This window comes from Shewanella phaeophyticola (assembly GCF_025398315.1).
Classification (GTDB): Bacteria; Pseudomonadota; Gammaproteobacteria; order Enterobacterales; family Shewanellaceae; genus Shewanella; species Shewanella phaeophyticola.
Map to the genome: position 1 here is coordinate 3,121,719 of NZ_JAODOQ010000001.1, position 26,535 is coordinate 3,148,253.

A 26,535-nucleotide genomic window follows, 5' to 3' on the forward strand; every position below is an offset into this window, starting at 1 on the left:
TATGGAAAAAACATACAACCCAAAGTCTATCGAACAAGCCCTTTACCAGAACTGGGAAGAGCAAGGTTACTTCAAGCCCCATGGTGATGAATCACAAGGCAACTACTGCATCATGATCCCGCCACCGAACGTAACCGGTAGCTTACACATGGGTCATGCATTCCAAGACACTATCATGGATACCCTCACCCGCTATCAACGCATGAAGGGTAAAAATACCCTTTGGCAAGTGGGTACCGACCACGCTGGTATCGCCACCCAAATGTTGGTGGAGCGTAAGCTTGAAGCCGAAGAAGGCAAAACACGCCATAATTTAGGCCGAGATGCGTTTATAGACAAAGTATGGGACTGGAAAGCACAGTCGGGCGGCACCATCACCAAACAGCTTCGTCGCATGGGCGCCTCTGTTGATTGGGATCGCGAACGTTTTACCATGGACGAAGGCTTATCAAAAGCCGTTCAAGAAGTGTTTGTTCGTCTTTATGATGACGAATTAATTTATCGCGGCAAGCGCCTAGTAAACTGGGATCCAAAGCTGCACACCGCCATTTCAGATTTAGAAGTTGAAAACAAAGAAAAGCAAGGCCACATGTGGCACTTCCGCTATCCTTTGGCACAAGGTGCGCTCACGGCCGACGGTAAAGACTACCTCGAAGTTGCCACAACCCGCCCAGAAACCATGTTAGGTGACAGCGCAGTTGCTGTGCACCCAGATGACGAGCGTTACCAGTCACTCATTGGTAAGTTCATTTTACTACCAATCGTCAATCGTTTGATCCCAATCGTTGCCGACGATTATGTCGACATGGAATTTGGTACAGGCTGCGTAAAAATCACCCCTGCACACGACTTTAACGACTATGAAGTGGGTAAGCGTCATGCATTGCCTATGTACAACATCTTCACGTTAGATGCATCGGTACGTAGCTTTGTTGAAGTGATTAACACCGACGGCACGCCAAACAAAGACATCGAAATGGCCTTGCCTGAGCGTTATGTTGGCCTAGATCGTTTTAAAGCACGTGATGCCATCGTGGCAGAATTTGACACCCTAGGTTTACTTGAAAAAGTCGCGCCACACGGCTTAAAAGTGCCTTATGGCGATCGCTCAGGTGTAGTGATTGAACCATTATTGACAGACCAGTGGTATGTTGCGGTTGAATCTATGGCTAAAACCGCCATTGAAGCGGTTGAAACCGGCGAAATCAAATTTGTGCCACAACAATACGAAAACATGTACTTTTCGTGGATGCGCGACATCAACGACTGGTGTATTTCACGTCAGTTATGGTGGGGACACCGTATTCCAGCTTGGTACGACGAAAACGGTAAAGTGTATGTTGGTCGTAACGAAGCAGAAGTACGCGCCAAGCATAAACTTGCCGATTCAGCCGTACTGCGCCAAGACGATGACGTACTTGATACCTGGTTCAGCTCAGCGTTATGGACTTTCTCAACACTAGGCTGGCCAGACAATTTAGAAGATTTAAAAACCTTCCACCCAACCGACGTGTTGGTGACAGGTTTTGACATCATCTTCTTCTGGGTTGCCCGTATGATCATGATGACCATGCATTTCATTAAAGATGAAAACGGCAAACCACAAGTGCCTTTTAAAACCGTTTACGTAACCGGTCTTATCCGTGACGAAGCCGGCAACAAGATGTCAAAATCTAAAGGTAACGTACTTGACCCACTAGACATGATTGACGGTATTGAACTCGAAGCCCTCGTTGAAAAACGTACCGGCAATATGATGCAGCCACAGCTGGCCGCAAAAATTGAAAAGAGTACCCGCAAAGAGTTTAGCGAAGGCATTGAAGCTCACGGTACTGACGCATTGCGCTTTACGTTAGCTGCAATGGCATCAACCGGTCGTGACATTAACTGGGACATGAAGCGCCTAGACGGTTACCGTAGTTTCTGTAATAAGTTATGGAACGCATCACGCTACGTGCTGATGAACACCGAAACTCAAACCAACCCAGACAGCGACGAAGCCGGCACACCACTTGATTGCGGCCAAATCTTAGTTGACGGCAAACCAGGTGAAATGGAGCTGTCATTAGCCGACCGTTGGATTATTGGTTTATTCAACCAAACTGTAAAAACCTTCGACGACCACATGGCCGCTTACCGTTTCGACTTGGCAGCTAACACTTTATACGAGTTCACCTGGAACCAATTCTGTGACTGGTATTTAGAACTCACTAAGCCTGTGATGCAAAATGGCAGCGAAGCGCAAATGCGTGGCACACGCCATACATTAGTCACAGTGCTTGAAAAAATGCAGCGCTTAATGCATCCAATCATGCCATATATTACCGAAACTATTTGGCAGCGTGTTAAGCCGTTAGCCGGCGTAACCGGTGACACCTTGATGTTGGCTACGTTCCCAACCTATCAAGCAGATCAAGTGGATGCCACAGCAATGGCCGATTTGGAATGGGTAAAGCAAGTGATTGTGGCAGTACGTAACATTCGCGCCGAGCTTAACATTGCCCCGTCTAAGCCACTTAACGCCTTAGTGCGTGGTGTAAGCTATCAAGACCGTATTCGCCTTGAAGCCAACCAGGCTTTCTTTGCAAGCCTCGCTAAGCTTGAAACCATTACAGTGTTAGAAGAAGGTGAAACGGCGCCAATGTCGACGACCCAGTTAGTGGGCGATATGGAACTGCTTATCCCAATGGCAGGCTTAATCGATGTTGCTGCTGAAATGGCGCGTATCGACAAGCAGCTAGAAAAACTGGCGCAAGAAATTGCCCGTATTGAAGGTAAACTGTCTAACCAAGGCTTTGTGGCTAAAGCGCCTGCGGCAGTCATTGAAAAAGAACGTGCAAAAATGACTGGCTTAACTCGCGATATTGAAAAATTAAACGAGCAAAAAGTAGAGCTGGCTAAAATAGAAGCGTAATCAAATATACCAATCAGGATAAATAAGTGATCAGAGATTGCGTAGGAAAAATCGCTTAGAATAAGGCAGAAATTGCAGCGAGCTAGTTGTTCTACCTTCAAAATTTCTAACGACCTTATAAGCGATTTTAACCAGTAAGAATGATCACATTCTTGTGCTGATTGGTATTAGTTACATTGACACTAAAAACCAGCGACGTGTCGCTGGTTTTTTATTTTGCACTTATAGCAAACTTTAATATCCCATTTTGCGTTTTTGCTGTATAAGCTTGCGCCAATATCATCATTCTATTTAATGGGTCAAAACCATGTCTGATAAATTCTTTTTTAAAGGTCGCAGAACCCCAAAGCCAGCCTATGGCGAAAGCGGTTATAACACCAAGCGAGCGACTAAACCTGGCACTGAACTATCGCCATTACTGTTATCTGTGCAAACCGAAGCGCGTAAAGCCGAAGTCGCGACATTGGTTGCTGAGCATAAATTATTTGCCGACATTACGGTTGATGCTGATAAAGCTGAGAACATTATTGAGCTAACAGGACTGTTAAATAAACCTAAGTCAGTGAGTTTTGAAGCCAAGCCTAACCGTAATGACGTTTGTACTTGCGGCAGTGGCAAAAAGTACAAAAAGTGCTGTGGCGCCTAAATATCGGCTAAAAGATACAGCAAATGAAATAAACAAAGCGGATCTCACGATCCGCTTTTTGTTTTTTGGATATTTTCCCTCAACTTAGGTAGAGTGTCTTCCGTTAACTCAACACACAATAATAAAGGGTGACTTATGAGCACTAATTCGCATTCAGGTAACGACCTGAGTGAAGTAAAACAACTGGGAATGTGGGCATCAATCACCAGTCTTGGTTATATTTTTTGGCTGGTCGGCGGCATGGAGCTGGTTGAACGTATTGCCTATTATGGAGTAAAAGCATCAGCAGGCTTATATGCAAAATCTCCGGTCTCTGAAGGCGGCTTAGGCATCGACTTGCACGATTACGGCATCATCATTGCTGTATGGGCTATGCTGCAAACCTTTATCCCGGTGTTTACCGGCGGTATCTCAGACCGTGTCGGTTATAAAGAAACCATTTTTGTCTCGACCATCATTAAAATCATGGGTTATCTCACCATGGCGTTTTTCCCAGACTTTTGGGGATTTTTAGCCGGAGCCATGTTGCTTGCCGCTGGTACCGGGGTATTTAAGCCCGGTATTCAAGGTACATTAGTGTTGTCGACTAAACGCGAAAACACCTCAATGGCCTGGGGCATATTTTACCAGGTGGTTAATATCGGTGGTTTCTTAGGGCCATTGGTTGCTGTGCATATGCGCCAATTGTCTTGGGACAATGTGTTTTATGCCTGTGCGGCAATTATCTCATTCAACTTTCTGTTTTTACTGGCTTATAAAGAGCCTGGTAAAGATGAACGTTTAGCGAGAGCCGCAAAAGTAAAATCAGGTGAATTACAACAAGAAGCATTATGGAAAGATGCACTGCACGAACTGAAAAAGCCTATCGTGCTTTACTACATGTTAGTGTTTGCCGGTTTTTGGTTTTTGTATAACTCGTTATTTGACGTCCTGCCTATTCATATCGCCGAATGGGTTGATACCAGTATTATTGTCACCTCATTATTTGGTCCAGAAGGCACCAGCAACGGCATATTGCAGTTCTGGCTAGGCTTGAGTAATGACGGCACCAAGGTGATGCCAGAGGGCATGTTAAACCTCAATGCGGGTATGATCATGACCACCTGCTTCTTAGTGGCCGCGTTTACGGCTAAATACCGTATTACTACGGCCATGCTAGTAGGATGTATCTTAAGTATTACCGCTATTATGTTAGTCGGCGTCTTTAATGCTGCGTGGATGATTGTATTGGCCATTGCGATGTTTTCTTTAGGCGAAATGATGATTAGCCCGAAGAAAAATGAGTTTATGGGCAACATTGCCCCTGAAGGTAAAAAAGCCATGTACTTGGGCTTTGTCATGTTACCGCAAGGGATAGGTTGGACATTAGAAGGCTACTTTGCCCCTAAGCTTTACCAAATTTATGCCTCTAAAGAGATTATCTCGCGCAATGAGTTAGTGAGCCGAGGCATGAGCCAAAGCGACGTTGATGCGATTCCACAAGGTGAAGCCTTTATGCGTTTAGTCGATTTTACAGGCATGGAAGCACAACCATTAACCCATATGCTTTATGAAGCCAATAACATCGGCATGGCATGGTACATCATTGCTGCTATCGGAATTATTTCAGCTGTGGGTATCTTTATATACGGAAAATGGTTATTAAACATGCAGCGCCAACAAGCCGCAGCGTAATAGCTAATAGCACTCGATGAGTGCTGCATATGAGTAGGACTAAGGGAGGCAGCAATGCCTCCCTTTTTGTATCTACGATAAAATGGCGACCACTCTTGAGTCTAAAGCTAGAGCGCTACGCCGCTAGGACGCTACGCGGCTAGAACCTATAAAATCTTAGAAGCATAGCGCCCCTAGCAAGACGAAGCTCGCTCTAGCAGCGAAGCGACCTAGCAAGACGAAGTCCGCTCTAGCAGCGCAGCGACCTAGCAAGACAAAGTCCGCTCTAGCAGCGCAGCGCCCCTAGCAGGTCGAAGTCCGCCCTAGCAGCAAAGCGACCCTAGCAAAACAAAGTCCGCCCTAACAGCAAAGCGACCTACCAGGACGAAGTCCGCTCTAGCAGCGCAGCGACCTAGCAGGACGAAGTCCGCTCTAGCAGCAAAGCGACCCTAGCAAGACGAAGACCGCCCTAGCAGCGCAGCGACCCTAGCAGGACGAAGCTCGCTCTAGCAGCGCAGCGACCCTAGCAAGACGAAGTCCGCCCTAGCAGCGCAGCGCCCCTATCTACACCGAAAATCAAACAAAAAAAGAGGGCGACATTGCTGCCGCCCTCTTACTTAGTTTCTTAAGTGATGATTAAGAAATTGTTTTTCTGTTCACTCGCTTAGTGAGCCACACTTGAATGCACAGTATCGATACCGTAAGTTTTACCTTCAGCATGACATGTTGCACAAGACTCTACAGGTAAATCAGCAGTTGTATCAGGTGTACCCTCAACAGTCGCGCCATTACTCTTAAAGTGAGCAAGTGCTGCAGCATCAGAGTGAGCATGACAAGAGCGACAAGCTTCTGCTACTGGTGAGATATATAACTCTTCAGTAGTACTCACTTTAATTGCACGTTTACCAGAAGTTAATCCGCCATCGTCAGCAAATAAAGACTCACCGTCGTTATGACATTCTGTACAATTGGTTTCTACAGCTGGGTATCCAAATAATTCACCGCTTTCATCACGGTAAATAGCAGGCTCACCACGAGTTGCATCCCAAAGGCCTGAATGGAATCTGTGTGACACAGCAAATAGGTCTCTTTGACTGAATGTAACGTCGTCTACAGTGACCCAAGTGGCATTACCATCAGCATCAACAGACTTATACTGTACAGGATGACCAGAACGTCCAACATTCTCGTTGTGACAATCCATACATTGAGTAAACTCGGTCACACCATGAGTACCTTTCACATATGTTAAGCTACCGTGACAGCTATTACATTTAGCTTCAGTTACGGTAATACGTGCAGGGTCATCAAAGCGTGAAATAACCTCAGTAGCATCAGCATCAGTTAAGTTGAAATATTTAACAGGTGCACTGTTAGCCACTGCAAGCTGTTCAATATCGCCATCGTCATCAGTTGTACACATCACAATCATGTCATCTTCAGCACAAACTTGAACTTCTGCTGTAACATAGATAGGACCAACTAAAAGGCTTGCATCAAAGTCACTAGCAACCGTTAAGACCCCACCAGTCATGCTCACAGCATCGGTAAGTACAGACATGCCAAGACCACTGGTAACTGCGCCATCTTCAGATAAATTACCAATTAAGTAGCCACGACTTGTAGAAGTCATATAAGGACTTAAGTCAGTATCATCTGCAATTGGCTCACCATTAAGTGTTACATTGGCAGTTACAGTTAACGTTGAAACTAATGGATCGGTTGTCGCAGTAGCAACGGCTGAAGTAAAGTCAAAGACTAATCCTTCTGCAACTCTATCACGTAGGCCGACTTCATGTGCTTCAACTGGGCTTAAGCTACCCGCACCATGACAACCAGAACAAACTGCATCACTTGATGGCACAATACCGTTATGGTTTTCACCCGTTGCCAAATCAACATCAACGTGACAAGACACACAGGCTTCTTCATAGACGTTGTCGTTCCACTGAGTGCCATTATCATGACATGCAGTACATTCATTTAACTCAGATGGGAAACCGATTTCACCAAATAGTTCTGCTGCTTCACCTGTTAGCGAATCAGCAATATGGTGTCCAGCATGGATAGTATGGATCATGGCGTTGAAGTTAGCGTTAAAGCCAACATCTTCGTCATCTTGTCCGCCGGCATAAGCTGGGTTATGACAAGCCACACAGTTTTCAACTTTTTGATAGTTATGGTGAGCATCAATGTTAGCGATACGCATATCGGTATCAGCGTAGCCATCTAATGAACTGTGACATTTAATACATGCCGCATTAGACACTGAATCTTTTTCAGAAACAGCTAGCTCGCCAGTCGCTGGAATAAAATCTAGCGGTGTTGATAAAATTTTATCACTAATGTCATTGCCGTCAGCATCAACCACATCATAGGTGCGGATCATGACACGAACGAGGTCATTAGCATCACCATCAGTTAATACCACTGGCGCATTACCATCGTGTGTCCAAGTACCTGTATAGGTACCAGGGTTTGCAGCATCTTCCACTAATGTACATGCTTCAACTTCACTGCCATCACGAGCCGTTGTGCTGCCCGTTAGGTTACAGTACATGCTGCTACCAAAGTCATTGGCTAACGCATGGTTAGTCCATAACATTGGTGCACCTGTATCAGTGGTATTGGCTGATTGACTGGTCACATAAAGTGCCACTCTTTCAAGGCCAGAGAATGGCACTTCAGCACTGCCAGTACCCACACCAGTAACGGTAAACTTAACGCTAAATGGATCACTGCCCACAACCACAATATCAGCTGGGTCAAGCGTTAAGTTATAATCATAAGCATTTTCAACTGTCGTTACAGTCAAGCCTGCATTGGTACCGTCAGCGCCATCGGCACCGTCAACACCATTGACACCATCAGCTCCGTCAGCACCATCACTGCCATCAGAGCCACATCCCGCTAAACCAAAAGCAGCGATAAAGGCTGCCGCAAGTAAGGTTTTATTATATTTTCTCATCTTAAATCCCCCGATTTAGATTTGTTAGTCTTACACCTATAAAATATAGGGAATTAAGATAGAAAGCTCGTGAGATGTTACAAAGGTGTGATAGCTGGTTGTAAATTCGTTAATTGAAATCGGTAATTTCGATTTTCGATATTCTCAGAATAGAAATTGATAAATTGTTATAGACAACATTGAATAAAAAAGAGAGGCAATATTGCCTCTCTTTTAGTTAGTTTCTTAAGTGATAATTAAGACATGAGTTGTTATCTATTCAATAACTCACAAGCTTAGTGAACACTATCAATACCATAGGTTTTGCCTTCAGCATGACACGTTGCACAAGACTCTACTGGTACAGCGTCTGCAGAGGTAATGTTATCACCAAATACAGTTGCACCATTACTCTTGAAGTGAGCAAGCGCGGCATCACCAGAGTGAGCGTGACAACTACGACATGCTTCAGTGACTGGAGAAATAAATTCGCCATTACCTAATGCTACCGAAGTTCTACCTGAAGTTAAGGTACCTGTACCATCAAAGAATGGCATCGCATCACCAGCAGTATTTTCATCTTTATGACACGCTTGGCAATTAGTTTGATCAGCTGGGTAGTTAACTAAGTCGCCATCAGCATTAATATAAACACCAGATGCTTCTTCAGCATACGTACCACTGTGATAACGGTGAGCAACAGTTGCTAAATCACGGTTGTAATACTCTAGGCCTTCTACTACAACAAACGTACCATCGTCAGATTCAACTTGAACCGTTTCATGGTGAGAACCTACAGCGCTCGCATTGTTATGACAATCAGCACATTGGGTAAAGTTAGTCACACCATGACGAGGTGATTTGATGTGCGCTAAGTTATCATGACAAGCATTACATTTCGCTTCATCAGCTGTGGTACGGTCATTACCCACCTGTGTAGGTGCGGTATACACTGTAGCATTAATGAAACGCATGTTATCGGTAGTTTCAACGCCTGTAGCTGCTGTATCGCCAAACACAAAGTATTTAGTGGCAATGTTAGCAGGAATACCAACATCACAACCCTCATCTGTAGTGACGATCATATCAGTCTCAGCATCACCACACATGTTCATTTCAGATGACACATACAGTGTTTCACCATCTAGTGATGTTGCATCGTCTAATGTTTGAGTTAACACGATTTGACCCGCGTCATTAACCACAAACATTGTTTCATCAGAAATGCTACTACCTTGTTCATAATCACCATTATCATCAAGGGTACCGATTAAGATAGCTTGAGCATATGACTCGTTAAAGAGGTAATCAAACAAGTCAGTACCGCTAGCAGCTGTTTCGCCGTTTAATTCAACACCAATAGTAACAGTTAATACACCTGCAGAAACGTCAGCAGAAACCACATCTAACACTAAGCCATCAGCCAAGTCTGCACGACGATTAACACTGTGTGCTTCCATAGGACTTAAGCTACCAGAACCATGACAGCCAGAACATACAGCATCACTTGCTGGCACAATACCGTTATGGTTATCACCTGTTGCTAAATCAACATCAACGTGACAAGACACACACGCTTCTTCATAGACGTTGTCGTTCCACTGAGTACCATTATCATGACAAACAGTACATTCGTTCGCTTCCGCTGGGAAGCCAATTTCACCGAACAACTCTAACGCATCACCCGTTAGCGAATCAGCAAGCTCATCGCCCATATGAATGGTGTGGATCATAGCGTTGAAGCTGATGTTATATCCTAAATCTGCATAGTCTTCATCAGCGGCCATCGCAGGGTTATGACAAGCTACACAGTTTTCAACTTTTTGATAGTTATGGTGAGCACTAATATTGCTAATACGCATATCAGTATCAGCGTAACCGTCTAATGAACTATGGCAATTAATACATGCCGCATTAGACACTGAATCTTTTTCTGATTCAGCTAACTCGCCAGTTGCAGGAATAAAATCAATCGGTGTTGATAACAGCTTATCACTGATACTAGTACCGTCAGCATTCACAACATTATATGCACGTAGCATCACACGAACTAAATCGTTCTCATCACCGTCAGTTAATACTGATGGCGCATTACCATCATGCTCCCAAGTACCAATATAAGTACCAGGGTTATCAGTATCTTCAACTAACGTACACGCTTCAACGTCAACACCAGCACGAGTAGTTGCTGTACCTGTAAGGGTACAATACATAGCGTTATCGCTAACAAAGTCATTAGCATATAAATGACTTGTCCATAGGTATGGTGCACCCGTGTCAGTGGTATTTTCAGACTGACTGGTGACATATAGCTGAACTTTTTCAAGTCCAGAAAATGGCACAGTCGCTCCACCAGTCCCTTCAGCCGTAGCAGTAAATTTAAGGCTAAAATCGTCAGCACCCACGACAACAACATCTTCAGGCGCTATCGTTAACGTAAATAGTGAAGCATCTTCAACGGTCGTAACAGATAAACTAGCATTAGCACCATCTGTACCATCAACACCATCAACACCATCAACACCATCAACTCCGTCAGCACCATCGCTGCCATCAGAGCCACATCCTGCTAAACCAAACGCAGCAATAAATGCTGCCGCAAGTAAGGTTTTATTATATTTTTTCATCTTAAATCCCCCGATTTAGATTTGTAAGTTTTGCACCTACAAAATATAAGGATTTAAACAAAAATACCCGCGTCATATAACAAACCTGTGATGCTTGGTTGCAAATTCAATAGCGGAAATCGGTGATTTTAAATTTGGTTATACATGAATATGAAACTACAAATTTCACATTTTACAACCCTAAAGAGGTATCTAAAATTCAAAAAAAGCTTGAACCATAAAAGTTCAAGCTTAAAACACACAAAACACTGATGTTGCAGGGTTAAACCAAGTAAACTGTAATAAAATTGTTAATTTAACCACCCCAATCATCAAGGTTGTTTTTTATACAAATATCTATTTCAATACTGAGTTAACAATATTGATTATCATTCCCCGCAAATCAGCAGAATAACGTCGATGATGCTCTGAACGTTCAATTAAACAATAATTTGGCATTGGCATCACTGAGTGAAGTCGTTCAAGCTCTGATTTAGGTAAACGCTTTACGCGTAATTGCGGAAGCTGCTCAGCAAAAGATCCTTCATGACAAATGGCTAATGACAAACTGTTCATGGTCAGTATATGTAAATACCAATCATCTAACTTACTAACACACTCAATGTCTTCTAATAATAGGCCGTTGTTTTGGCAATACAGTTCTAATGGATCAATACGATTATTAAAGCCACGGCAGCGTAAGTACACCAGTGAGTGTTGAACAATATCTTCAATTTTAAAGTGATCAACATTATCCCAAAAAGGGTGTTTCGCATTACCCACAACAGAAATATTACTTGGACAGGCTATAGGATAAACTTCTAAACCATGGGAGTCTTGGGTATCATAACCAATACCAAAATCTAACTCGCCATTGTAAATCAATTCTTCCGTGTCAGCTTGCCAACTGTGCAGCTTAACTTTGCCCATAGTGTCGAGGGGGCACTCACTTAGTGCAATAGCAACACTGGTAATAATGTTTGGCGAAACAGCCACATGCAATATACTGCGCTGACAATGATTGACTTTATCTTCAACAGAGCGCTCCATTTGACTAAACATATCGCAAAGTTGGCAAATAGGTTGATATAAACGTTCCGCTAAAGGTGTCGGTTTTAGCCCCTGTTGACGGCGAAAAAAGAGTTCGTCATTAAAAATAATACGTAGAGAGGTTAGGCAGCGACTAATCTTTGGCGCAGATACAGCCAACTCTTTCGCTGCAAAATTAGCAAAACCTGTTTCGTAAATGAACTTAAACACTAATAAGCTAAATACGTCGAGTTCACTGACTTTTTTTAATGCTTGTAAATCCACGTTTTATCCAATCCGTTGCAAGGAAATACATAAATTAGCATGTTAAGTAACTTAAAAAGTTGATCTACTGCTGAATTACACAATCAATTTCAGCTTTTGTTAATGAACGAAATTCTCCGGGTAACAAGGTGTTATCAAGTACAATCTCGCCTATCGACTCACGATGCAATCCGACCACAGGATTGCGAAAACGGCCAAACATGCGCTTTATTTGATGATACTTACCTTCACATAAACTCACCCTTGCCTGATGGCTAGACAAAATCGTTAGGGTTGCAGGTAATGTTGTTATATTTTCATACTCAAAATACATACCATTAGCAAAAGCGTCGATATATCGCTCATCTATCGGATTGGCTAAGGTGACAATATAATGTTTATCGACTTTATTGTTAGGCGCCATTAATGCAGCAGACCACTTTGCATCATTGGTAATCAATAATAACCCCGTTGAATGCAAATCAAGTCGTCCTGCAATATGCAGCATATCGTGCTCAACCCCTAATAATAAACTCAAGGCCGTAGGGTGTTTATCATCAATCGTTGCACTCACCACACCATCAGGTTTATTGAGCATGTAATATTGCTTTTGGTATTGCTGTAAAACCACCTCATTACACACAATATGACTAAATTCATCAATCAACAAATCAGGTGTTTTAGCATACTTACCATCTACGCTGACTTTGTTGTCAATTAATAACTGACGAACCGCTTTTTTGGAAACCTGTAATCTACGAGCAATAAATTGGTCTAGTCGACCACGCTTAGACGCCATAAAACCTCACTATACCAATTTGATTAAGAATACCTTATTCTGTTTATGGACTACATTAATAAGGAGTAACATGCTTTCGCTACCTGCCAGTACAGATATGCGCCCAGACATGACCACCGCCGAGTTTAAGCAGGCGATTAAGTCACTGGATCTATTTTTACAAGAGAACATATTTCAAAGCGCAATTAATGACACCTTGAACAAGCGATCGCAGTTTTTTGATACCCTATTATGCATACTCTGGCAGTCACTCGAACTAGACCACAATCATATTTCGCTTAACGCAGTTGGCGGTTATGGCCGGCAAACCTTACATCCGTTTTCAGACATTGATATCTGTATTATCCACGATGGTAAACTGTCTGCCACCGACGGCGCAAAAGTCAGCGATTTTTTAACACAACTGTGGGATATCGGACTCGACCTAGGTCATGCTGTTCGCAGCTTAAAAGATACCTTTCAAGCCTGTAAAGAAGACGTCACCATCGCCACCAGTTTACTTGAAATCAGGCATTTATATGGTAACACCGAGCACCAACAACAAGTATTAAACGCATTATATGGTCAGGATTTATGGCAAAGCCAAGCGTTTTTTAATGCCAAACTGAGCGAACAACAAGAACGTCATACCAAAGCTCAAGGTACGTCATTCAGTATCGAACCTAATTTAAAAACCAGTCCTGGTGGTATTCGCGATATTCAAACCCTCACCTGGGTTGCCCGTAAACATTTTGGTGTGGCCAGTATGCAATCATTACGACGCTTTGGCTTTTTAACTAATGATGAATACTCTGAATTAATGGAATGCCAACACTTTTTGTTTAGAGTGCGTTTTGCCCTGCACCAAGCAGCACAACGCTCAGAAAACCGTTTGTTACTACAATATCAAGCAGAAGTCGCCAAACTTATGGGCTTTGGTGATGGTATGCCCATCGGCGAAAGTGGCAATATTGCCATCGAGAAAATGATGCGTCAGCTGTTTAGAGTCATGAAGCGCATTGGCGAATTAAATAAGATTCTCATGGCGTATTTTCAGCGAGAAATTATTCCGCAGCTCAAACCACAAATCATCCCAATTAACGACAACTTTGAAATTGTCGACCAATATATTCATGTGCGTGATGAAACCGTCTTTATCGATCGCACTCAAATTATGGCGTTGTTTGAATTTATCGCGATTCATCATGACAAAATCGTTGGCATTAGTGCCGAAACTTTACGTTCGTTGCGTCAAGTTAGGCGTCGCCTCATGGGCGACTTACAAGATTTTCAGCGTTGCCGCGAGACAATTTAAAGCCATTTTTGCCCACCCACAAGGTATGGTACTTGCCATTACCTTAATGCATCAACACGGCATTTTGGCCTCGTATTTACCCCAATGGCGTGAAGTTGTCGGCCAAATGCAGTTTGATTTATTTCATGCTTACACCGTCGATGAACACACCCATAAGGTGCTGAAAAACATATACGCCTACGGTAAAGACATAAAAAGCCTTGATAAAGACTTAGCGTTAGCAGCAGACATTTACCAAAAAATGTCCAATAAATCGACCTTGTTATTTGGCGCATTATTTCATGATTTGGCCAAAGGCCGTGGGGGTGACCACAGTGAGTTAGGCGCGGTTGATGCCAATATGTTTGCCAAGTTCCACGGGCTAAAAGTGTCACAGCAAAAGCTGATTAGTTGGTTAGTTGAAAACCATTTATTAATGTCGATTACTTCTCAGCGCATGGATATTTACGACTCAGAAGTCGTCAATGCTTTTGCCAAAAAAGTCGGCACCCTTACCCGATTAGACGCACTATATTGCCTTACCATTGCCGATATACAAGCGACTAACGATGACCTATGGAACGATTGGAAAGCCTCATTATTACAAGATTTATACTTTATTACTCGCAAAGCGTTGCGGGGCGGTTTTGAAAATGTGTTGCAAATCCGTACTCTCGTGCGCGAACACAAACAAGAAGCCCTCAATCTGTTAAATGCCGATGAAACGACAGCCGATGCGATTAAAGCACTGTGGCAACGTTTACCGATAGGTTTTTTCAGTAATGCCGAAGCCGACGATATTGCCAGATACACCCAAGCATTATTGCAACATAACCAAAGCCCAGCCGAAGAAAATCAATACAATACATTGATTTTACTCGACGACTCAGTGGTTAAAGGTTGCAGCGACGTATTTGTTTATACCAAAGATAGATCCGGGCTATTTGTTAAACTATTTAATACCTTAGCGGCACTGCGGATGTCGGTAAAACAAGCCCAAATTGCCCGCACTAAAGACGGTTATGTAGTTGAATCATTTAAAGTACTCGACTTTGACGAAAAACCCATTACCAGCGCTCAACGACGTAAACAAGTACTTAACAAGTTATATCAAGTGCTCGATAAAGATGTCACTATCCCTAAAAGACGGGCATCAAGACGCCATCAAAGCTTTGATAATCACCCCAGCATTGAGTTTTTATATTCACGAAAATCAACCCGTACCTTAGTGAATATATCGGCACTAGACACCAGTGAGTTTATGGAACAAATCGCCAGTGCATTTCGAGCACTCGACCTTAATATCCATTCTGCGACCATCAGTACGGTCGGCGAGCGTGCCGACAACGTGTTCTCAATATCCAATAAGCAAGACCAGCAATTAACTTCAGAAGAACAGCAACAATTGACTCTAGAATTGGCAAATGCCATCACAGGGTAGCCAAGATCAACAGACCCTAAGGTCTGTTGAACTTGGCTGGTTGAATTTTGTTCGAGTTAAAAACGTTTTAATCGAGGCGAATGGATTGATGCCTAGCAATCTAAGCAACTCTTTATTTGCAAAGAATCATTTAACAAAGAGTAAAACGTTTTTAGCCGAACCCTTCGGGCAGCGTTTGTTGGCCATTTTTACAGCGTTATCGACTTTTTATGTAGAATAACTACACTTCAAAGTCTCTGCCGCGCACTTGTATATGAGTAATGGCCAACAATTCGCTGCAAAAACAACCTTGAAAGATCAACAGACCCTACCCATTGGTTTACACTTTACTTTGAGCAAACCAATGGCTATGCGATAATCACAGTAATTTTATTGTCGATTTTAGGTCATCATGTCATCAGCGTTTACGTACACCTGCGAATATGTACTCGATAAAGCTTACTTTGAAGAATGCTTTGATCAATCTGTTACAACCCAAGTGCATCCCAAGCAATACCTTAAGACCGCCATCTTTGTGATAATCGGCTTAGGTATTTTACTGCTCGACAACCTCAGTCAATTACCTATCAGCAATAAAGAAACTTACTATTTAGGCTATTTTTTTATTGGTCTCGGTGTAGTGGAATGGTTAAGCATTCGCTTTAAAAGAACCTGGTGGTTATGGCGTCAAATGATGAGTAAAGCCGCTGGCGACACGGTGACCTTAGAGATTAATGATGCGGGTATTCACAGTCAGTCAACTCATGTAAATCAACAGATTGCATGGAAAGATGTTTATCGTGTCACCCAGACTGAAGCAGGCTTTTTGATCGCCTTACAAAAAAGTACGACCTACTTATCTAAACGCTGCTTAGATGTAGCAAGTATCGAGTTTATTGCCAACAAACAATCGTAGTTTACGCCAATGCCTCACGAACGCGTTGTTGAAGGTGGCGAAGTAAATCGTCTTTAAACCAGTGATTGCGGCTCAACCAGATATTATTGCGCGGACTTGGGTGCGGTAAGGGGATAAAAAGTGGCTAAAGCTGCGCCATTGTTTGACCGTTTCGGTGAGGGTTTTAGGTTTGTTAGCGATATCGAAATCAACTAACTCATTATTGGTTAATGCATTAATCGTTGAACGATGCTCACTTAAATAATACTGTTGTGCATATTGGCCAACCAATAACACTAATTTAACTTGAGTTAAGTGAGCCAGTATTAATGCATGCCACTTCGGCGCGCACTCAGGCCTTGGGGGCAAATCACCCGACTGACCTTTTTTAGCTGTGGCAGCGGTATAACTCCCTGGGTAACAAAACCCCATTGGCATTATGGCAACCTGCTTGGTATCGTAAAACCCCTCACGGCTTATGCTCAACCAATCACGTAATCTATCACCACTGGCATCGTTGAAAGGAATGCCAGTTTCATGGACTTTACGCCCTGGCGCCTGACCAATTATCAATATTTTTGCTTGAGGATCGAGTTGCACCACAGGGCGCACGCCATGAGCTAATTTGGCCGCACAAAGCTGACACTGATGAACCTGATTGAGTAACACTTCAAAATCGGTCATATAAATATTACCTTTTTACACTCTATCCAAAGGAACTAAGCTACAGTAATATTTGTCAAAATAACTAAAGTTCTCCCAAGAAGGAACAACCATGCCATCTTTTATTACCAGCACAACGATTATCCGCACTAACCTCGCTGCATTACTTGCCAGTTGCGTTGCGGTCAGCTTTACCGCTAGCGCATTACCCGCCGCACCGCTTAAAGATGTTTTATCATTAAAAGAAGCCTGCCAACAAATCGCCATTGAAGACCAACTACCAGAAGCTGAAGTGAGTGCATTTTTATTAGATTGCGTAAATGACCAGCTTACTGAAATGGGCTACGAACGCATAGCTAGCTTAGATTAAATTGCCAGCCAAGATTAAACACACATAGCCGCGTTAGCATACTAATAAAAAAACGCCGTTAAGGCGTTTTTTTATGGCTATTACAGCATATAAAGCCTTTAAAAAGCCTTTAAAAAGCCTTTAAAAAGCCTTTAAAAAGCCTGGCAAAAAATCGCTATCGATGCGCCAATGGCCACAAACCAAGATAACGATCGTAACGTACCGTAATTAAGTAAATACATGGCATGGTAAACCACTCTCGCCACAACGTGCACGATAGCCAATAGCGCCACCACATCATTAACGTTATTGGTAATTAATGCTGTTAGCACTGCAACCCCAAATACAATTAACGACTCAAATGCATTTTGATGCCCAGCGACTGCTCTTGCGCCAAAACCGGTTAATTGCGCTTGCTGCGCGCGCGGATGGTTATTGTCATAACGGCCTAACTTAGCCATCGCCATTGCAACAGGCACTTTAGCGGCATATGGCAGTAACATGGCTATCAGTAAACAAATCAAAATGGTTTGCATGGTATCCCTTCTCTATTATTTTTAGCACAGTCAAACTAACACTAAGTTAGCTTCAGCATTGAAGACTCAGACTGCTATTAGCGTAAACTACACGCGATAATGTAACCTTATTCAGTATAAAATATGCTCAGCACCAAACTGATGCCCCGACAAGAGTGGTTAAAAAGGCAAAGATTAGCTTGCTTGATAAGGCAACCATACTTTAACACTTAAGCCCCCTTCTGGGCGATTTTGCATACTCATTCGCCCGCCATGCGCTTCTATTATTTCTCGGCACAATGGTAAGCCAATGCCTGTACCCGACTGTTTTGTGGAATAAAAAGGTAACAAAGCTTGCGACAAAACCTCAGAAGACATGCCAGAGCCGAGATCATCTACCTTAATCATTAATCCACTCACTGGGTGAGTAGTTTCTTCAAATGCCAATGACACACTGTCTATGTCTGCACCCGATTCATGGGCGTTTTTGAGTAAATTAATTAACACTTGTTCTAATTGCACAGCGTCGAGCTTGATGTTTAAAGTTGGCAGCGGCGTTAATAGCTTAAACGCATATTGCTGGGTCAATTGTTGCGTCATACGCGTCCAGTCGACCAGCGCTTTTTTCGGTAAAGGTAACTTAGCAAATTGCGCATAGTGAGAAATAAACTGGCTTAAGTGGCTGGTGCGATTTTCGATGGTATCAAAAATAAGCTGCAATTTAGAATTATCTAAATGCTGAGTTAACAACTTACCCGAATTCACCATCGACACGATTGGCGCAACCGAATTATTAAGCTCATGACTGATAATCCGAATCACCTTTTTCCATACAGCCACTTCTTGGCGGTTTAGCTCTTTGGTCAGTTGTTTGAGCAGAATTAAATGATGTTGCTGGTTATTTTGGGTAAAGCGACCACGGGAAATATGCCAAGTTTCAATATCGCCGTCTGTTGCATTATCCCCTGCTTTACCTGCCTCGTTATCCGTCATGGAAAACAGCCCCTCTTGCTCGCTGTTTAAGGCGTTTTTGAGCGAATCAGGTAACATTTCTGCCAACTCAGGCATTAACATGCCTTCAACGTTAACCCCGTGGTTAAATAAATGTCTTGCGGCGCCATTGGCATAAATAACCCGCTGAGAATCATCAATCAATAACATCACATTTGGCGAGTTCTGGATGACTTTATCGAGCATTAACTCACGCTGGTAAATAAACTGACGCTCACTGCGCAGCTTGGCAGACGCTTGGTTATATAAAAGCACTAGGTTATCAAGCTGTGGTTCGCCATAAGGATGCAAAGACACGCTAAAATCGTTATCTTTAAAATTAAGTAAACCGATTTCAAGTGCTTGCAGACTTTCACTTAACCGTCTTGTTAGCCAGATGCTGCAAAAATAACAGACCGCCAGCATCACAATCAGCGCTAACCATAAGGCACTGTCACCTAGGCTAAACCACACCAGCGCGCCACAAAGTAACCCTAGCAGGCAGCTAAGCATATTGGCTAACACCAGTTTAGTTCGCAGCGACAACATCATGATTTAGCGTCTCGAATACCAAATTTATCCATACGCCGATACAAGGCCTGACGGCTTAAACCAAATGACTTAGCCACTCTGGCAATAACACCATTATGCTGAGTTAATGCCGCTTCTATTTGCTGTTTATCAGGCTCATTGATTAAGGGCGCATTATCTTGTTGTTCAACGGGTGGAGTAGAAAAAGATGGGCTTAGATTATTATGACTCGCACCTACTTCAATTTGACTTGCAGGCAGGGTATTTAAACCAAAATCATCAATCGTTAATTGTGCTGACTTAGCTAGCAACGCAGCCCTTTTACAGGCATTTTCTAGCTCGCGTACGTTACCAGACCAGCAATGATTTATTAACGCCTGCTGAGTCGACTTATTAATAATAAACTGCTCACCCATAAAATGGGTTACCAAGGGTAAAATGTCATCTTGGCGCTGTTTGAGCGGCGGCACACTGAGTTCAATCACATTTAAGCGATAAAACAAATCTTCACGAAAGCGTCCATTGGCAATGTCATCGGCAAGATCGGCATTGGTCGCGCTAATGACTCGCACGTTCACTTTGCGGGTTTGATGACTGCCCAAGCGCTCAAATTCACCGGTTTGCAATACCCGCAATAGTTTTACCTGGCCAGACAAGGGCAAATTGCCAATCTCGTCTAAAAATAATGTGCCGCCATCGGCGGCTTCAAAACGACCAACGCGAGTTTTATTCGCCCCGGTGAACGCCCCCGCTTCTGCACCAAACAGCTCAGCCTCGAGTAAATCCATTGGTAATGCACCAATGTTCACCTTAATAAAAGGCTTATCTTTAAGCGGGGAGTTAGCTTGTAAAATGTCGGCTATTTTGTCTTTGCCCGCACCATTAAAGCCGGTGATCATCACTGACACATCTGAGCGCGCCACTTGTAAGGCCAAATCGACACAGCGCTGCATAGCCCCACTGGCAAATACAAGTCCACATAACTCAGCACCATTAATCGCCGACATTCGGTCGCTGTGCACCCGCGATAGTTGATTGTTTTGTTGTGATAAGCGGTATATCGATAATAAATTAGCGATGCTGGTTAGTAACTTAGCATCATCCCAGGGTTTGCCCATGTAATCGGCAGCGCCCGCTTTAACCAACTCCACTGCGGTTTCTAACTGGGTCCAGGCGGTCATTAAAATAATGGGTAAATTAGGCTGTAACTGACGCAATGCATAAAACAGTTGCTTGCCTTCTTCACCGGAGGTGGTGTCGCGGCTAAAGTTCATGTCTTGAATAACTAAGCAAATCTCTTTATTGCTAACAATATCAATGGCATCATCGGGCGAATGACAATAAATGGCATCATAGCCATGCAACTCAATCATCAGTGCAAGTGCCTGGCAAATAGCGTGGTTGTCATCAACAATTAAAATATTATCCATTACGATGATGTGGCTCTCATTGAGTAATTTGTAAATAACGGTAGCATCAAGCTACCGTAAAACAACATAAAATTCGAATAACAATCGCGAACTTACACACTACGCGTTGCCATAGCCGGTGAAATATTCGCTGCCTTAGTTGCAGGCACGATTACCGCCAACGTTGTTACCACCAGCAAACCTATCATTGAGACAAGCGGGTAAATCACTGGCACCATAGGTAAACTATATAGCGACATTAATTGTTGCCCAAGCACTAATGCTAACATGCCGCCAATCACGCCACCCACAATACATATCAAGTAGTTTTCCACCATAAAATATTGAATGATGTCTCTTTTTTTAGCGCCTAGGGCACGACGAGTACCAATTTGTTTGGTGCGGCGTTGAATATTAAACATCACCATACCGGTTAATCCTAGCGCGGTAATCAGTAACAGTAATATCACCATAATACTCAATACGGTCGCCATTAAACGATGGTTACTGTAGGTTAGATTTTTCATCTCACTGAGCGTTTGAAAATGATCTAACACACGATTTGGATTTTCAGCATGCAGTGCTTTACGTATGGTTTCTTCTAACGCTGGAATGTGTTCTGGTAATGCCCGCACCATATAAGACTTATTACTGCTACTGCCACCAAAATCGATATTTTGGATCACGCTGTATTCAAAGTTTTCATGGTCAATCCAAGCCCCTTGTAACTTATCGACCACACCAATAATGGTGACGGCTTGTGCGCCCTGATACATGGTTTTACCCAATGGTGATTCTTCGCCCCAAAATGCCTTAGCGAGGGGTTGCGATACTAACGCCATCATGCCGCTGTCATCTAAGCTGGTATTAATTTCATCGGCGGTAAAATTTCGCCCGGCAATTAACTTAGCGCCCATCACATTGAGTAAGTGCTCATTACCTAAATAAAAAGCAAAACCGGGTGTGCCTTTAGCCGTGTCAGCATCAGGTAGCCGTCAACATAGCGGTCCATCCAACCGCTGTCGCTTAACGGCAACATATTGCTATAACTGGCATCAATCACATTAGGCAATGAACGCAAAATTTGTTGCATTCACTTGGTTTTGCTTCATGTTGTCGATTGATGGATCAAAGTTGTACATACTAAATGTCAATATTTGCTCTTCTGCATAGCCCGATTCACGCTGCATTAACGACAAACGTTCGTTAATAATAAAGCTGGCATTAGACACTATCGCAACGGATAAAATGATCTGCAACAGTAATAAAATCGGCGCGCTTTTACTGCGCATTAAGCTCGATAAAATCGGTTTGATATGAAACATGGTGATGTCCTTATTGAATCCGTTATTGAGTTTTTAAATACACACTCGGTTTAGTGCGGCACACCACCCATGCAGGATAAACCCCAGCCAATACCGCGGTAGAAATAGCAATTAACGGTGTAATAACCCACATACTGGCATCAAGCCCAGTAACACTTTGATCCATTGAAAAATAACTGTGCAGCGCGGTTAACGAACCCCAAGCCCATAACAGCCCTACCACTCCACCAATAAAGCCAATCATGCCCACCTCGACCATGTACTGACTAAATATCTGCCTACGGCTGGCACCAATAGCACGTCGAACTCCCACTTCAGGCGCACGCTTTAAAAATTTAGTCAGTAACAATCCAAGAATATTGACCAGACACACGCTTAAAAACAGCAAGCTTAAACCGACAAGAATTTTGTTGTCTTCTGGTACCACATTGTTGTCTTCAAGCCATTTATCGATATCGCTAATTTGTACGGCTTCCGCTGACGTTTTAGCAGTATCAGTAAAACGGCCAATGACACGTTGCTGCTCAACATAACGAGTTAACCAGCTTTGGTAATTTTGCTTTTCATCTTCGCTGTTAAGCTCTGTCCAAAACTGAATCCACACTTTCTCTGATGCTAAGCGATCGCTGTAAGTGAGCATTGGCTCGAACTGCCAGCCACTGGTGTTACCCCACACATCGAATTCTTCCTGAGCGGTTAACGAAAAAGGAATAAAGATTTCTTCTGCATCATTAAAAGCCCCATTGAGCGGGTCGTAATATTTAGGTTGTGGATTCCAGTCCTCAATAACCCCAACTATCTGGTAAGGTTTACGGTCTAGAAATACTGTTTTGCCCACACTGTTTTTGCCTTCAAAAAAGCGTAAGTTTAACTTTTGGCTAATCACCACTTGATACGCGGGGCGTAAATCAACGTTGGCGTCCCAATAACTGCCATATAAAAATGGCACCGAAAAAATCCTGAAAAAGTCTCTGTCTGTTACACGCACACTTTGTAAAACAGGCTCAATTTTGGGGTTATCAGACTGCAACGCTAAACCGGTACGATAAGTTGCCGCTTTTAGGCTCAATTCATCGTTATTACGCAAGTTCATAGCATCGTTGTAGGTGATGTTTGAGCTAAACTCATCCCAGGTGTCTAACCCTTGGCTCCATAATTGCGCCGAGTTTATCACCTCACTGCGATCGCCCGCGGGGTTATAAGACATGGTTTTATACACGTTAAGAGTCGTAATGGTAATACCAATACCAATTGAAATAGCTAACACCATCAACATGGATAACATCGGCGTTTTACGAATACTTCGCCAAGCTAAATCACAATAATAAAAAAACATGATGTTCCCCTTAACGAGTGCCAGTTGCAGCAGGTTGGTACATCGAAAAATCACACACCTGACCATCAACAATTTGAATATTGCGCTGAGCCCGACGAGCCAATTCAGGGTCATGGGTCACCATAATAATGGTGGTGCCTTGCTGATTAATATTCTCTAAAAGCTCCATCACCTGGCGCGCCATTAAGCTGTCTAAATTACCCGTCGGTTCATCAGCAAGTAAAAAACGTGGTTCGCCCGCCAATGCGCGCGCAATGGCGACCCGCTGCTGTTGCCCACCAGACAATTGAGTCGGTAAATGCTTCATCCGCGCACCTAGCCCGACTTGCTCTAACGCTGATTCGACTCGACGCTTACGCTCGCTGGCATTCAAACCGCGATAACGCAATGGCACTTCAACATTTTCGGCTAAATTAAGATCGGGAATTAAATTAAATCCCTGAAAGATAAAACCAATTTTTTCATTACGCACTTTAGCGCTGTGGTTATCACTTAAATTAGACACATTCACGCCATCAAGGCTGTATTCGCCCGAACTAAAGCCTTCAAGCAGACCTGCAATATTCAAAAAGGTGGTTTTACCTGAACCAGAAGGCTCTGTTACCGCAACAAACTCGCCTTCATTCACTTCAAGGTTAAAGTCGCGTAGCGCGTGGGTTTCAACGAGGTCGGTTTTAAACACCTTGCTGATATTTTTCATCGATAACATATTGGCTTCCTTGGTTTATTAGGTTGTTGCATTCCAGTGCTTCTACTGCGAATGTCTTACTAGTCAAAACTCGAATGCTCAAATTGAGTCATGTAAAAACAGCGCTAAGGCGATGTTATTACTCTAAATGGGCTAAAACTGCAGCTTTACGTTAAGCATGTCGTTAATATTAATGTGTAAACTAACCGCTGAATTGATGTCTATTAAGCGCGTGCTGGCTTGGCTACTGATATCAATTAATTGCAAACTAACCGATAACCAATCTGTCTGATTATCAATACGATAACTCACGGCCATTGCAAGAATAAATAACGCTACTAGCGCAATAAGCTGTCTACGTTGAATAAAAGTCATAGAATGTCCTTACTCAGTTGAGTGTCTATTAATCTGTTTATCGAATTTGAATAGTAGGCTCATTTTTAAAGGTTTCGGTGCCAGATATCACCCAAACATCCCCTTCTTTACCGCCTTCAATCACTTCTACCTGGCTCATGCTGCGTGCGCCTAATTTAATGGCTTTCTTATGCGCGATAGCCTCATTCACTTGATACGCAACTTCGCCGCCCATATTGAGAAAATCACCGCGTTTGACGATTAATACATTAGGTCTGTTTTCCAGTAAGACTCGGGCAGACAAACGCTGATTTTGACGTAACGATAATGTGTTACTGTCAGCAAAACGCACCCTTGCAGTCACTTCACGATTACGTACTTCAGGTGAAATTGACGACAGTTGCCCCACTACATTAACGTTGCCAAAACTCAACTCGACATCCATGCCTAAACCTAACTCATCAGCATAAGACTCGGGGACAGCAAGCTCTGCTTCAAAGGCGGTTAAATCCACAACGGTTAACATCGGCTGGCTCGCACCAATACGGGCTTTTTGCTCCACCAGCCAGTTGCCAATAATGCCGTTCACTGGCGCAACAATATTAAGCGCATTCGCTTGTCGTGTGAGTTCGCGCACCACGATGGCCTGACGTTGAACTTCAAGAGTACGGTTTTTAATTTCAAAACTGAGGGTGTCGCGCATTAACTCAACTTCTTGCTGAGCATGTTTGTGCAGCAGTTTGGCTTTATGTAAATCATCTTTGCTTTTTTCAAAATCAATTCGACTGATCAAACTGGACTCAATCAGTTGGTCACCACGACGACTTTCACGATCTGCCGCTTCTAAATCCACTTTGGCCATGTCTAAAATTTGGCTGACGCGCAGTTGCTCGCGGCGGGCATCTAACTTAGCCCGCTCAAGGCTGCCTTGCATACCTTCAAGTAATGATTGCTGTTGCTGCAACTCGCTTTGCAAACGTGGGCTTTCAACCTTCGCCACCACTTGCCCAAGTTCAACTTCATCACCCGGTTGGCTTAATAACGTCACCACACCTTCTTCCGTGCTATATAAAATGGGTGCATTGGCGGCGACAATTTTACCGGTAGTGGCAATATCACGAACCAAAGTGCCACGGGTTAAAGTTGCCAAACGTAAATCAGCACCATCAACTGAACGTTGATTACTGTCATGACTAAAACTCGCCCACACCAACGCGCTCATCAAAATGGCGCCACAACCTATTATTAAGGGTAGGCGCAGCTTGCGCCCTAGCTTCGGCGCTACAAGGGTATCTTGGCTACTAGTGTCTTTAATCATCTCAAATCCTTAGGTAACACGTTGACAGCACGTACTACTTCACGTTTATATCTAAGATAAAGCACAAGCCATGCCAATAGTTATTTATTATTATTTTTCATAAAGATAGAAATAAAACATAAGAGGCGAACACGTTAAAAGTGTCCGCGGACAGCATTAAAAACTGTCCGGTAATAGGGAAAGTGTCCGAGCGGACACTTTGGATTACTTTGTGTTCATGTACTTTTTGTACCTATGGCCTGCGGCCACTAACGCTTAAGATCGCAAGGTTCCACCCTGCACCGGCCAAAAGGGGATCAACAGCAATCCCCTCTTGGATCACCCCTGCCGTTCCGGCAACATTTTCGCTTTTTAACCAAACAACAGCAGCGAAAAAATTGCGACGGAAATGTAATCCATCTTCTGACCGCGTTTGTAGCCTGCTTCGACTCCATTTTGCAATAAAGAGTGAAAATGCTAACGCTTCAGATGGGAGTCTGATGTGAAGGATTCACGAATGTCGTGGTGGCATGGATGCCAAGGAACGACCCTTCCCCTCTAAAGCTAGCTCGCCATCCATGGCTAGCTCACGTCATTTTCTTCAACGGCCTCAAGTTCAGAGTTGAATTTGG

General features: G+C 43.3%; 18 protein-coding genes and 2 pseudogenes. 7 read left to right on the forward strand and 13 right to left on the reverse strand.

The annotated features are described in order from the left end of the window. Position 1 precedes the first annotated feature (1 nt). The 3 genes from N4T56_RS14470 (at position 2) to N4T56_RS14480 (ending at position 5,234) form a co-directional block, all read left to right on the forward strand. Positions 2 to 2,914, forward strand: coding sequence for a valine--tRNA ligase (locus tag N4T56_RS14470; RefSeq protein ID WP_261733710.1), 2,913 nt, complete (start codon positions 2 to 4; stop codon positions 2,912 to 2,914). Positions 2,915 to 3,221: 307 nt separating this feature from the next. Next, on the forward strand, positions 3,222 to 3,560 hold the full coding sequence (locus N4T56_RS14475; RefSeq protein WP_261733711.1) for a PBPRA1643 family SWIM/SEC-C metal-binding motif protein: 339 nt from the start codon (positions 3,222 to 3,224) through the stop codon (positions 3,558 to 3,560). Positions 3,561 to 3,695: 135 nt separating this feature from the next. Then, a complete protein-coding gene (locus N4T56_RS14480; protein ID WP_261733712.1) occupies positions 3,696 to 5,234 on the forward strand; it encodes an MFS transporter in 1,539 nt (512 codons plus the stop codon). A gap of 643 nt (positions 5,235 to 5,877) precedes the next feature. Here the strand turns inward: N4T56_RS14480 and N4T56_RS14485 are convergent. From N4T56_RS14485 to N4T56_RS14500, 4 genes are all read right to left on the reverse strand, one after another. Next, entirely contained in the window at positions 5,878 to 8,181 is a 2,304-nt protein-coding gene (locus N4T56_RS14485; protein WP_261733713.1) for an OmcA/MtrC family decaheme c-type cytochrome, read from the reverse strand. 275 nt (positions 8,182 to 8,456) lie between these two features. Beyond that, positions 8,457 to 10,787 (reverse strand): OmcA/MtrC family decaheme c-type cytochrome, encoded by a 2,331-nt coding sequence (locus tag N4T56_RS14490; RefSeq protein WP_261733714.1) that lies wholly within the window; start codon positions 10,785 to 10,787, stop codon positions 8,457 to 8,459. A gap of 336 nt (positions 10,788 to 11,123) precedes the next feature. Beyond that, positions 11,124 to 12,080, reverse strand: a complete 957-nt coding sequence (locus tag N4T56_RS14495; RefSeq protein WP_261733715.1) for a LysR family transcriptional regulator — start codon at positions 12,078 to 12,080, stop codon at positions 11,124 to 11,126. A gap of 64 nt (positions 12,081 to 12,144) precedes the next feature. Next, complete coding sequence (locus N4T56_RS14500) at positions 12,145 to 12,858, reverse strand: 16S rRNA pseudouridine(516) synthase (RefSeq protein WP_261733716.1); 714 nt, start codon at positions 12,856 to 12,858, stop codon at positions 12,145 to 12,147. A 70-nt stretch (positions 12,859 to 12,928) separates the two neighbouring features. On the opposite strand from N4T56_RS14500, the gene N4T56_RS14505 reads away from it, so the two are divergent. From N4T56_RS14505 to N4T56_RS14515, 3 genes are all read left to right on the forward strand, one after another. Then, a complete protein-coding gene (locus N4T56_RS14505; protein ID WP_261733717.1) occupies positions 12,929 to 14,152 on the forward strand; it encodes a [protein-PII] uridylyltransferase family protein in 1,224 nt (407 codons plus the stop codon). Beyond that, positions 14,043 to 15,572, forward strand: coding sequence for an HD domain-containing protein (locus tag N4T56_RS14510; protein ID WP_261733718.1), 1,530 nt, complete (start codon positions 14,043 to 14,045; stop codon positions 15,570 to 15,572). Before N4T56_RS14505 ends, N4T56_RS14510 begins: the two co-directional genes overlap by 110 nt. A gap of 391 nt (positions 15,573 to 15,963) precedes the next feature. After that, on the forward strand, positions 15,964 to 16,467 hold the full coding sequence (locus N4T56_RS14515; protein WP_261733719.1) for a YcxB family protein: 504 nt from the start codon (positions 15,964 to 15,966) through the stop codon (positions 16,465 to 16,467). A 1-nt stretch (position 16,468) separates the two neighbouring features. Here N4T56_RS14515 and N4T56_RS14520 read toward each other — a convergent pair. Beyond that, positions 16,469 to 17,130 (reverse strand): annotated as a pseudogene (locus N4T56_RS14520) (uracil-DNA glycosylase family protein). 91 nt (positions 17,131 to 17,221) lie between these two features. Here N4T56_RS14520 and N4T56_RS14525 point away from each other — a divergent pair. Next, a complete protein-coding gene (locus tag N4T56_RS14525; RefSeq protein WP_261733720.1) occupies positions 17,222 to 17,479 on the forward strand; it encodes a hypothetical protein in 258 nt (85 codons plus the stop codon). A gap of 131 nt (positions 17,480 to 17,610) precedes the next feature. On the opposite strand, the gene N4T56_RS14530 is transcribed toward N4T56_RS14525, so the two are convergent. The 8 genes and pseudogenes from N4T56_RS14530 to N4T56_RS14565 all read right to left on the reverse strand — a co-directional run bounded on the left by N4T56_RS14530 (position 17,611) and on the right by N4T56_RS14565 (position 25,924). Then, positions 17,611 to 17,994, reverse strand: coding sequence for an MAPEG family protein (locus N4T56_RS14530; protein ID WP_261733721.1), 384 nt, complete (start codon positions 17,992 to 17,994; stop codon positions 17,611 to 17,613). Between the two features lie 174 nt (positions 17,995 to 18,168). After that, complete coding sequence (locus N4T56_RS14535; protein ID WP_261734840.1) at positions 18,169 to 19,512, reverse strand: sensor histidine kinase; 1,344 nt, start codon at positions 19,510 to 19,512, stop codon at positions 18,169 to 18,171. After that, positions 19,512 to 20,924, reverse strand: a complete 1,413-nt coding sequence (locus tag N4T56_RS14540; RefSeq protein ID WP_261733722.1) for a sigma-54-dependent transcriptional regulator — start codon at positions 20,922 to 20,924, stop codon at positions 19,512 to 19,514. Before N4T56_RS14540 ends, N4T56_RS14535 begins: the two co-directional genes overlap by 1 nt. A gap of 92 nt (positions 20,925 to 21,016) precedes the next feature. Continuing rightward, positions 21,017 to 22,228 (reverse strand): annotated as a pseudogene (locus N4T56_RS14545) (FtsX-like permease family protein). A 22-nt stretch (positions 22,229 to 22,250) separates the two neighbouring features. After that, complete coding sequence (locus N4T56_RS14550; protein ID WP_261733723.1) at positions 22,251 to 23,564, reverse strand: ABC transporter permease; 1,314 nt, start codon at positions 23,562 to 23,564, stop codon at positions 22,251 to 22,253. Positions 23,565 to 23,574: 10 nt separating this feature from the next. After that, positions 23,575 to 24,273: an ABC transporter ATP-binding protein gene (locus tag N4T56_RS14555; protein WP_261733724.1), complete on the reverse strand. Its 699-nt coding sequence runs from the start codon at positions 24,271 to 24,273 to the stop codon at positions 23,575 to 23,577. Between the two features lie 132 nt (positions 24,274 to 24,405). Then, the gene (locus N4T56_RS14560) at positions 24,406 to 24,627 is read right to left on the reverse strand and encodes a hypothetical protein (protein WP_261733725.1); all 222 of its coding nucleotides are present in this window, start codon (positions 24,625 to 24,627) and stop codon (positions 24,406 to 24,408) included. Between the two features lie 37 nt (positions 24,628 to 24,664). Next, positions 24,665 to 25,924 (reverse strand): efflux RND transporter periplasmic adaptor subunit, encoded by a 1,260-nt coding sequence (locus N4T56_RS14565; RefSeq protein ID WP_261733726.1) that lies wholly within the window; start codon positions 25,922 to 25,924, stop codon positions 24,665 to 24,667. Positions 25,925 to 26,535 lie beyond the last annotated feature (611 nt).

What these genes read in the sequence shown, in the direction of transcription:
- N4T56_RS14475 (WP_261733711.1), top strand. Translation starts at nt 3,222, where the DNA reads ATGTCTGATAAATTCTTTTTTAAAGGTCGCAGAACCCCAAAGCCAGCC.
- N4T56_RS14490 (WP_261733714.1), bottom strand. Translation starts at nt 10,787, where the DNA reads ATGAAAAAATATAATAAAACCTTACTTGCGGCAGCATTTATTGCTGCG.
- N4T56_RS14505 (WP_261733717.1), top strand. Translation starts at nt 12,929, where the DNA reads ATGCTTTCGCTACCTGCCAGTACAGATATGCGCCCAGACATGACCACC.
- N4T56_RS14535 (WP_261734840.1), bottom strand. Translation starts at nt 19,512, where the DNA reads ATGTTGTCGCTGCGAACTAAACTGGTGTTAGCCAATATGCTTAGCTGC.
- N4T56_RS14515 (WP_261733719.1), top strand. Translation starts at nt 15,964, where the DNA reads ATGTCATCAGCGTTTACGTACACCTGCGAATATGTACTCGATAAAGCT.
- N4T56_RS14485 (WP_261733713.1), bottom strand. Translation starts at nt 8,181, where the DNA reads ATGAGAAAATATAATAAAACCTTACTTGCGGCAGCCTTTATCGCTGCT.
- N4T56_RS14470 (WP_261733710.1), top strand. Translation starts at nt 2, where the DNA reads ATGGAAAAAACATACAACCCAAAGTCTATCGAACAAGCCCTTTACCAG.
- N4T56_RS14530 (WP_261733721.1), bottom strand. Translation starts at nt 17,994, where the DNA reads ATGCAAACCATTTTGATTTGTTTACTGATAGCCATGTTACTGCCATAT.
- N4T56_RS14540 (WP_261733722.1), bottom strand. Translation starts at nt 20,924, where the DNA reads ATGGATAATATTTTAATTGTTGATGACAACCACGCTATTTGCCAGGCA.
- N4T56_RS14510 (WP_261733718.1), top strand. Translation starts at nt 14,043, where the DNA reads ATGACAAAATCGTTGGCATTAGTGCCGAAACTTTACGTTCGTTGCGTC.
- N4T56_RS14565 (WP_261733726.1), bottom strand. Translation starts at nt 25,924, where the DNA reads ATGATTAAAGACACTAGTAGCCAAGATACCCTTGTAGCGCCGAAGCTA.
- N4T56_RS14480 (WP_261733712.1), top strand. Translation starts at nt 3,696, where the DNA reads ATGAGCACTAATTCGCATTCAGGTAACGACCTGAGTGAAGTAAAACAA.
- N4T56_RS14525 (WP_261733720.1), top strand. Translation starts at nt 17,222, where the DNA reads ATGCCATCTTTTATTACCAGCACAACGATTATCCGCACTAACCTCGCT.
- N4T56_RS14560 (WP_261733725.1), bottom strand. Translation starts at nt 24,627, where the DNA reads ATGACTTTTATTCAACGTAGACAGCTTATTGCGCTAGTAGCGTTATTT.
- N4T56_RS14550 (WP_261733723.1), bottom strand. Translation starts at nt 23,564, where the DNA reads ATGTTTTTTTATTATTGTGATTTAGCTTGGCGAAGTATTCGTAAAACG.
- N4T56_RS14555 (WP_261733724.1), bottom strand. Translation starts at nt 24,273, where the DNA reads ATGTTATCGATGAAAAATATCAGCAAGGTGTTTAAAACCGACCTCGTT.
- N4T56_RS14500 (WP_261733716.1), bottom strand. Translation starts at nt 12,858, where the DNA reads ATGGCGTCTAAGCGTGGTCGACTAGACCAATTTATTGCTCGTAGATTA.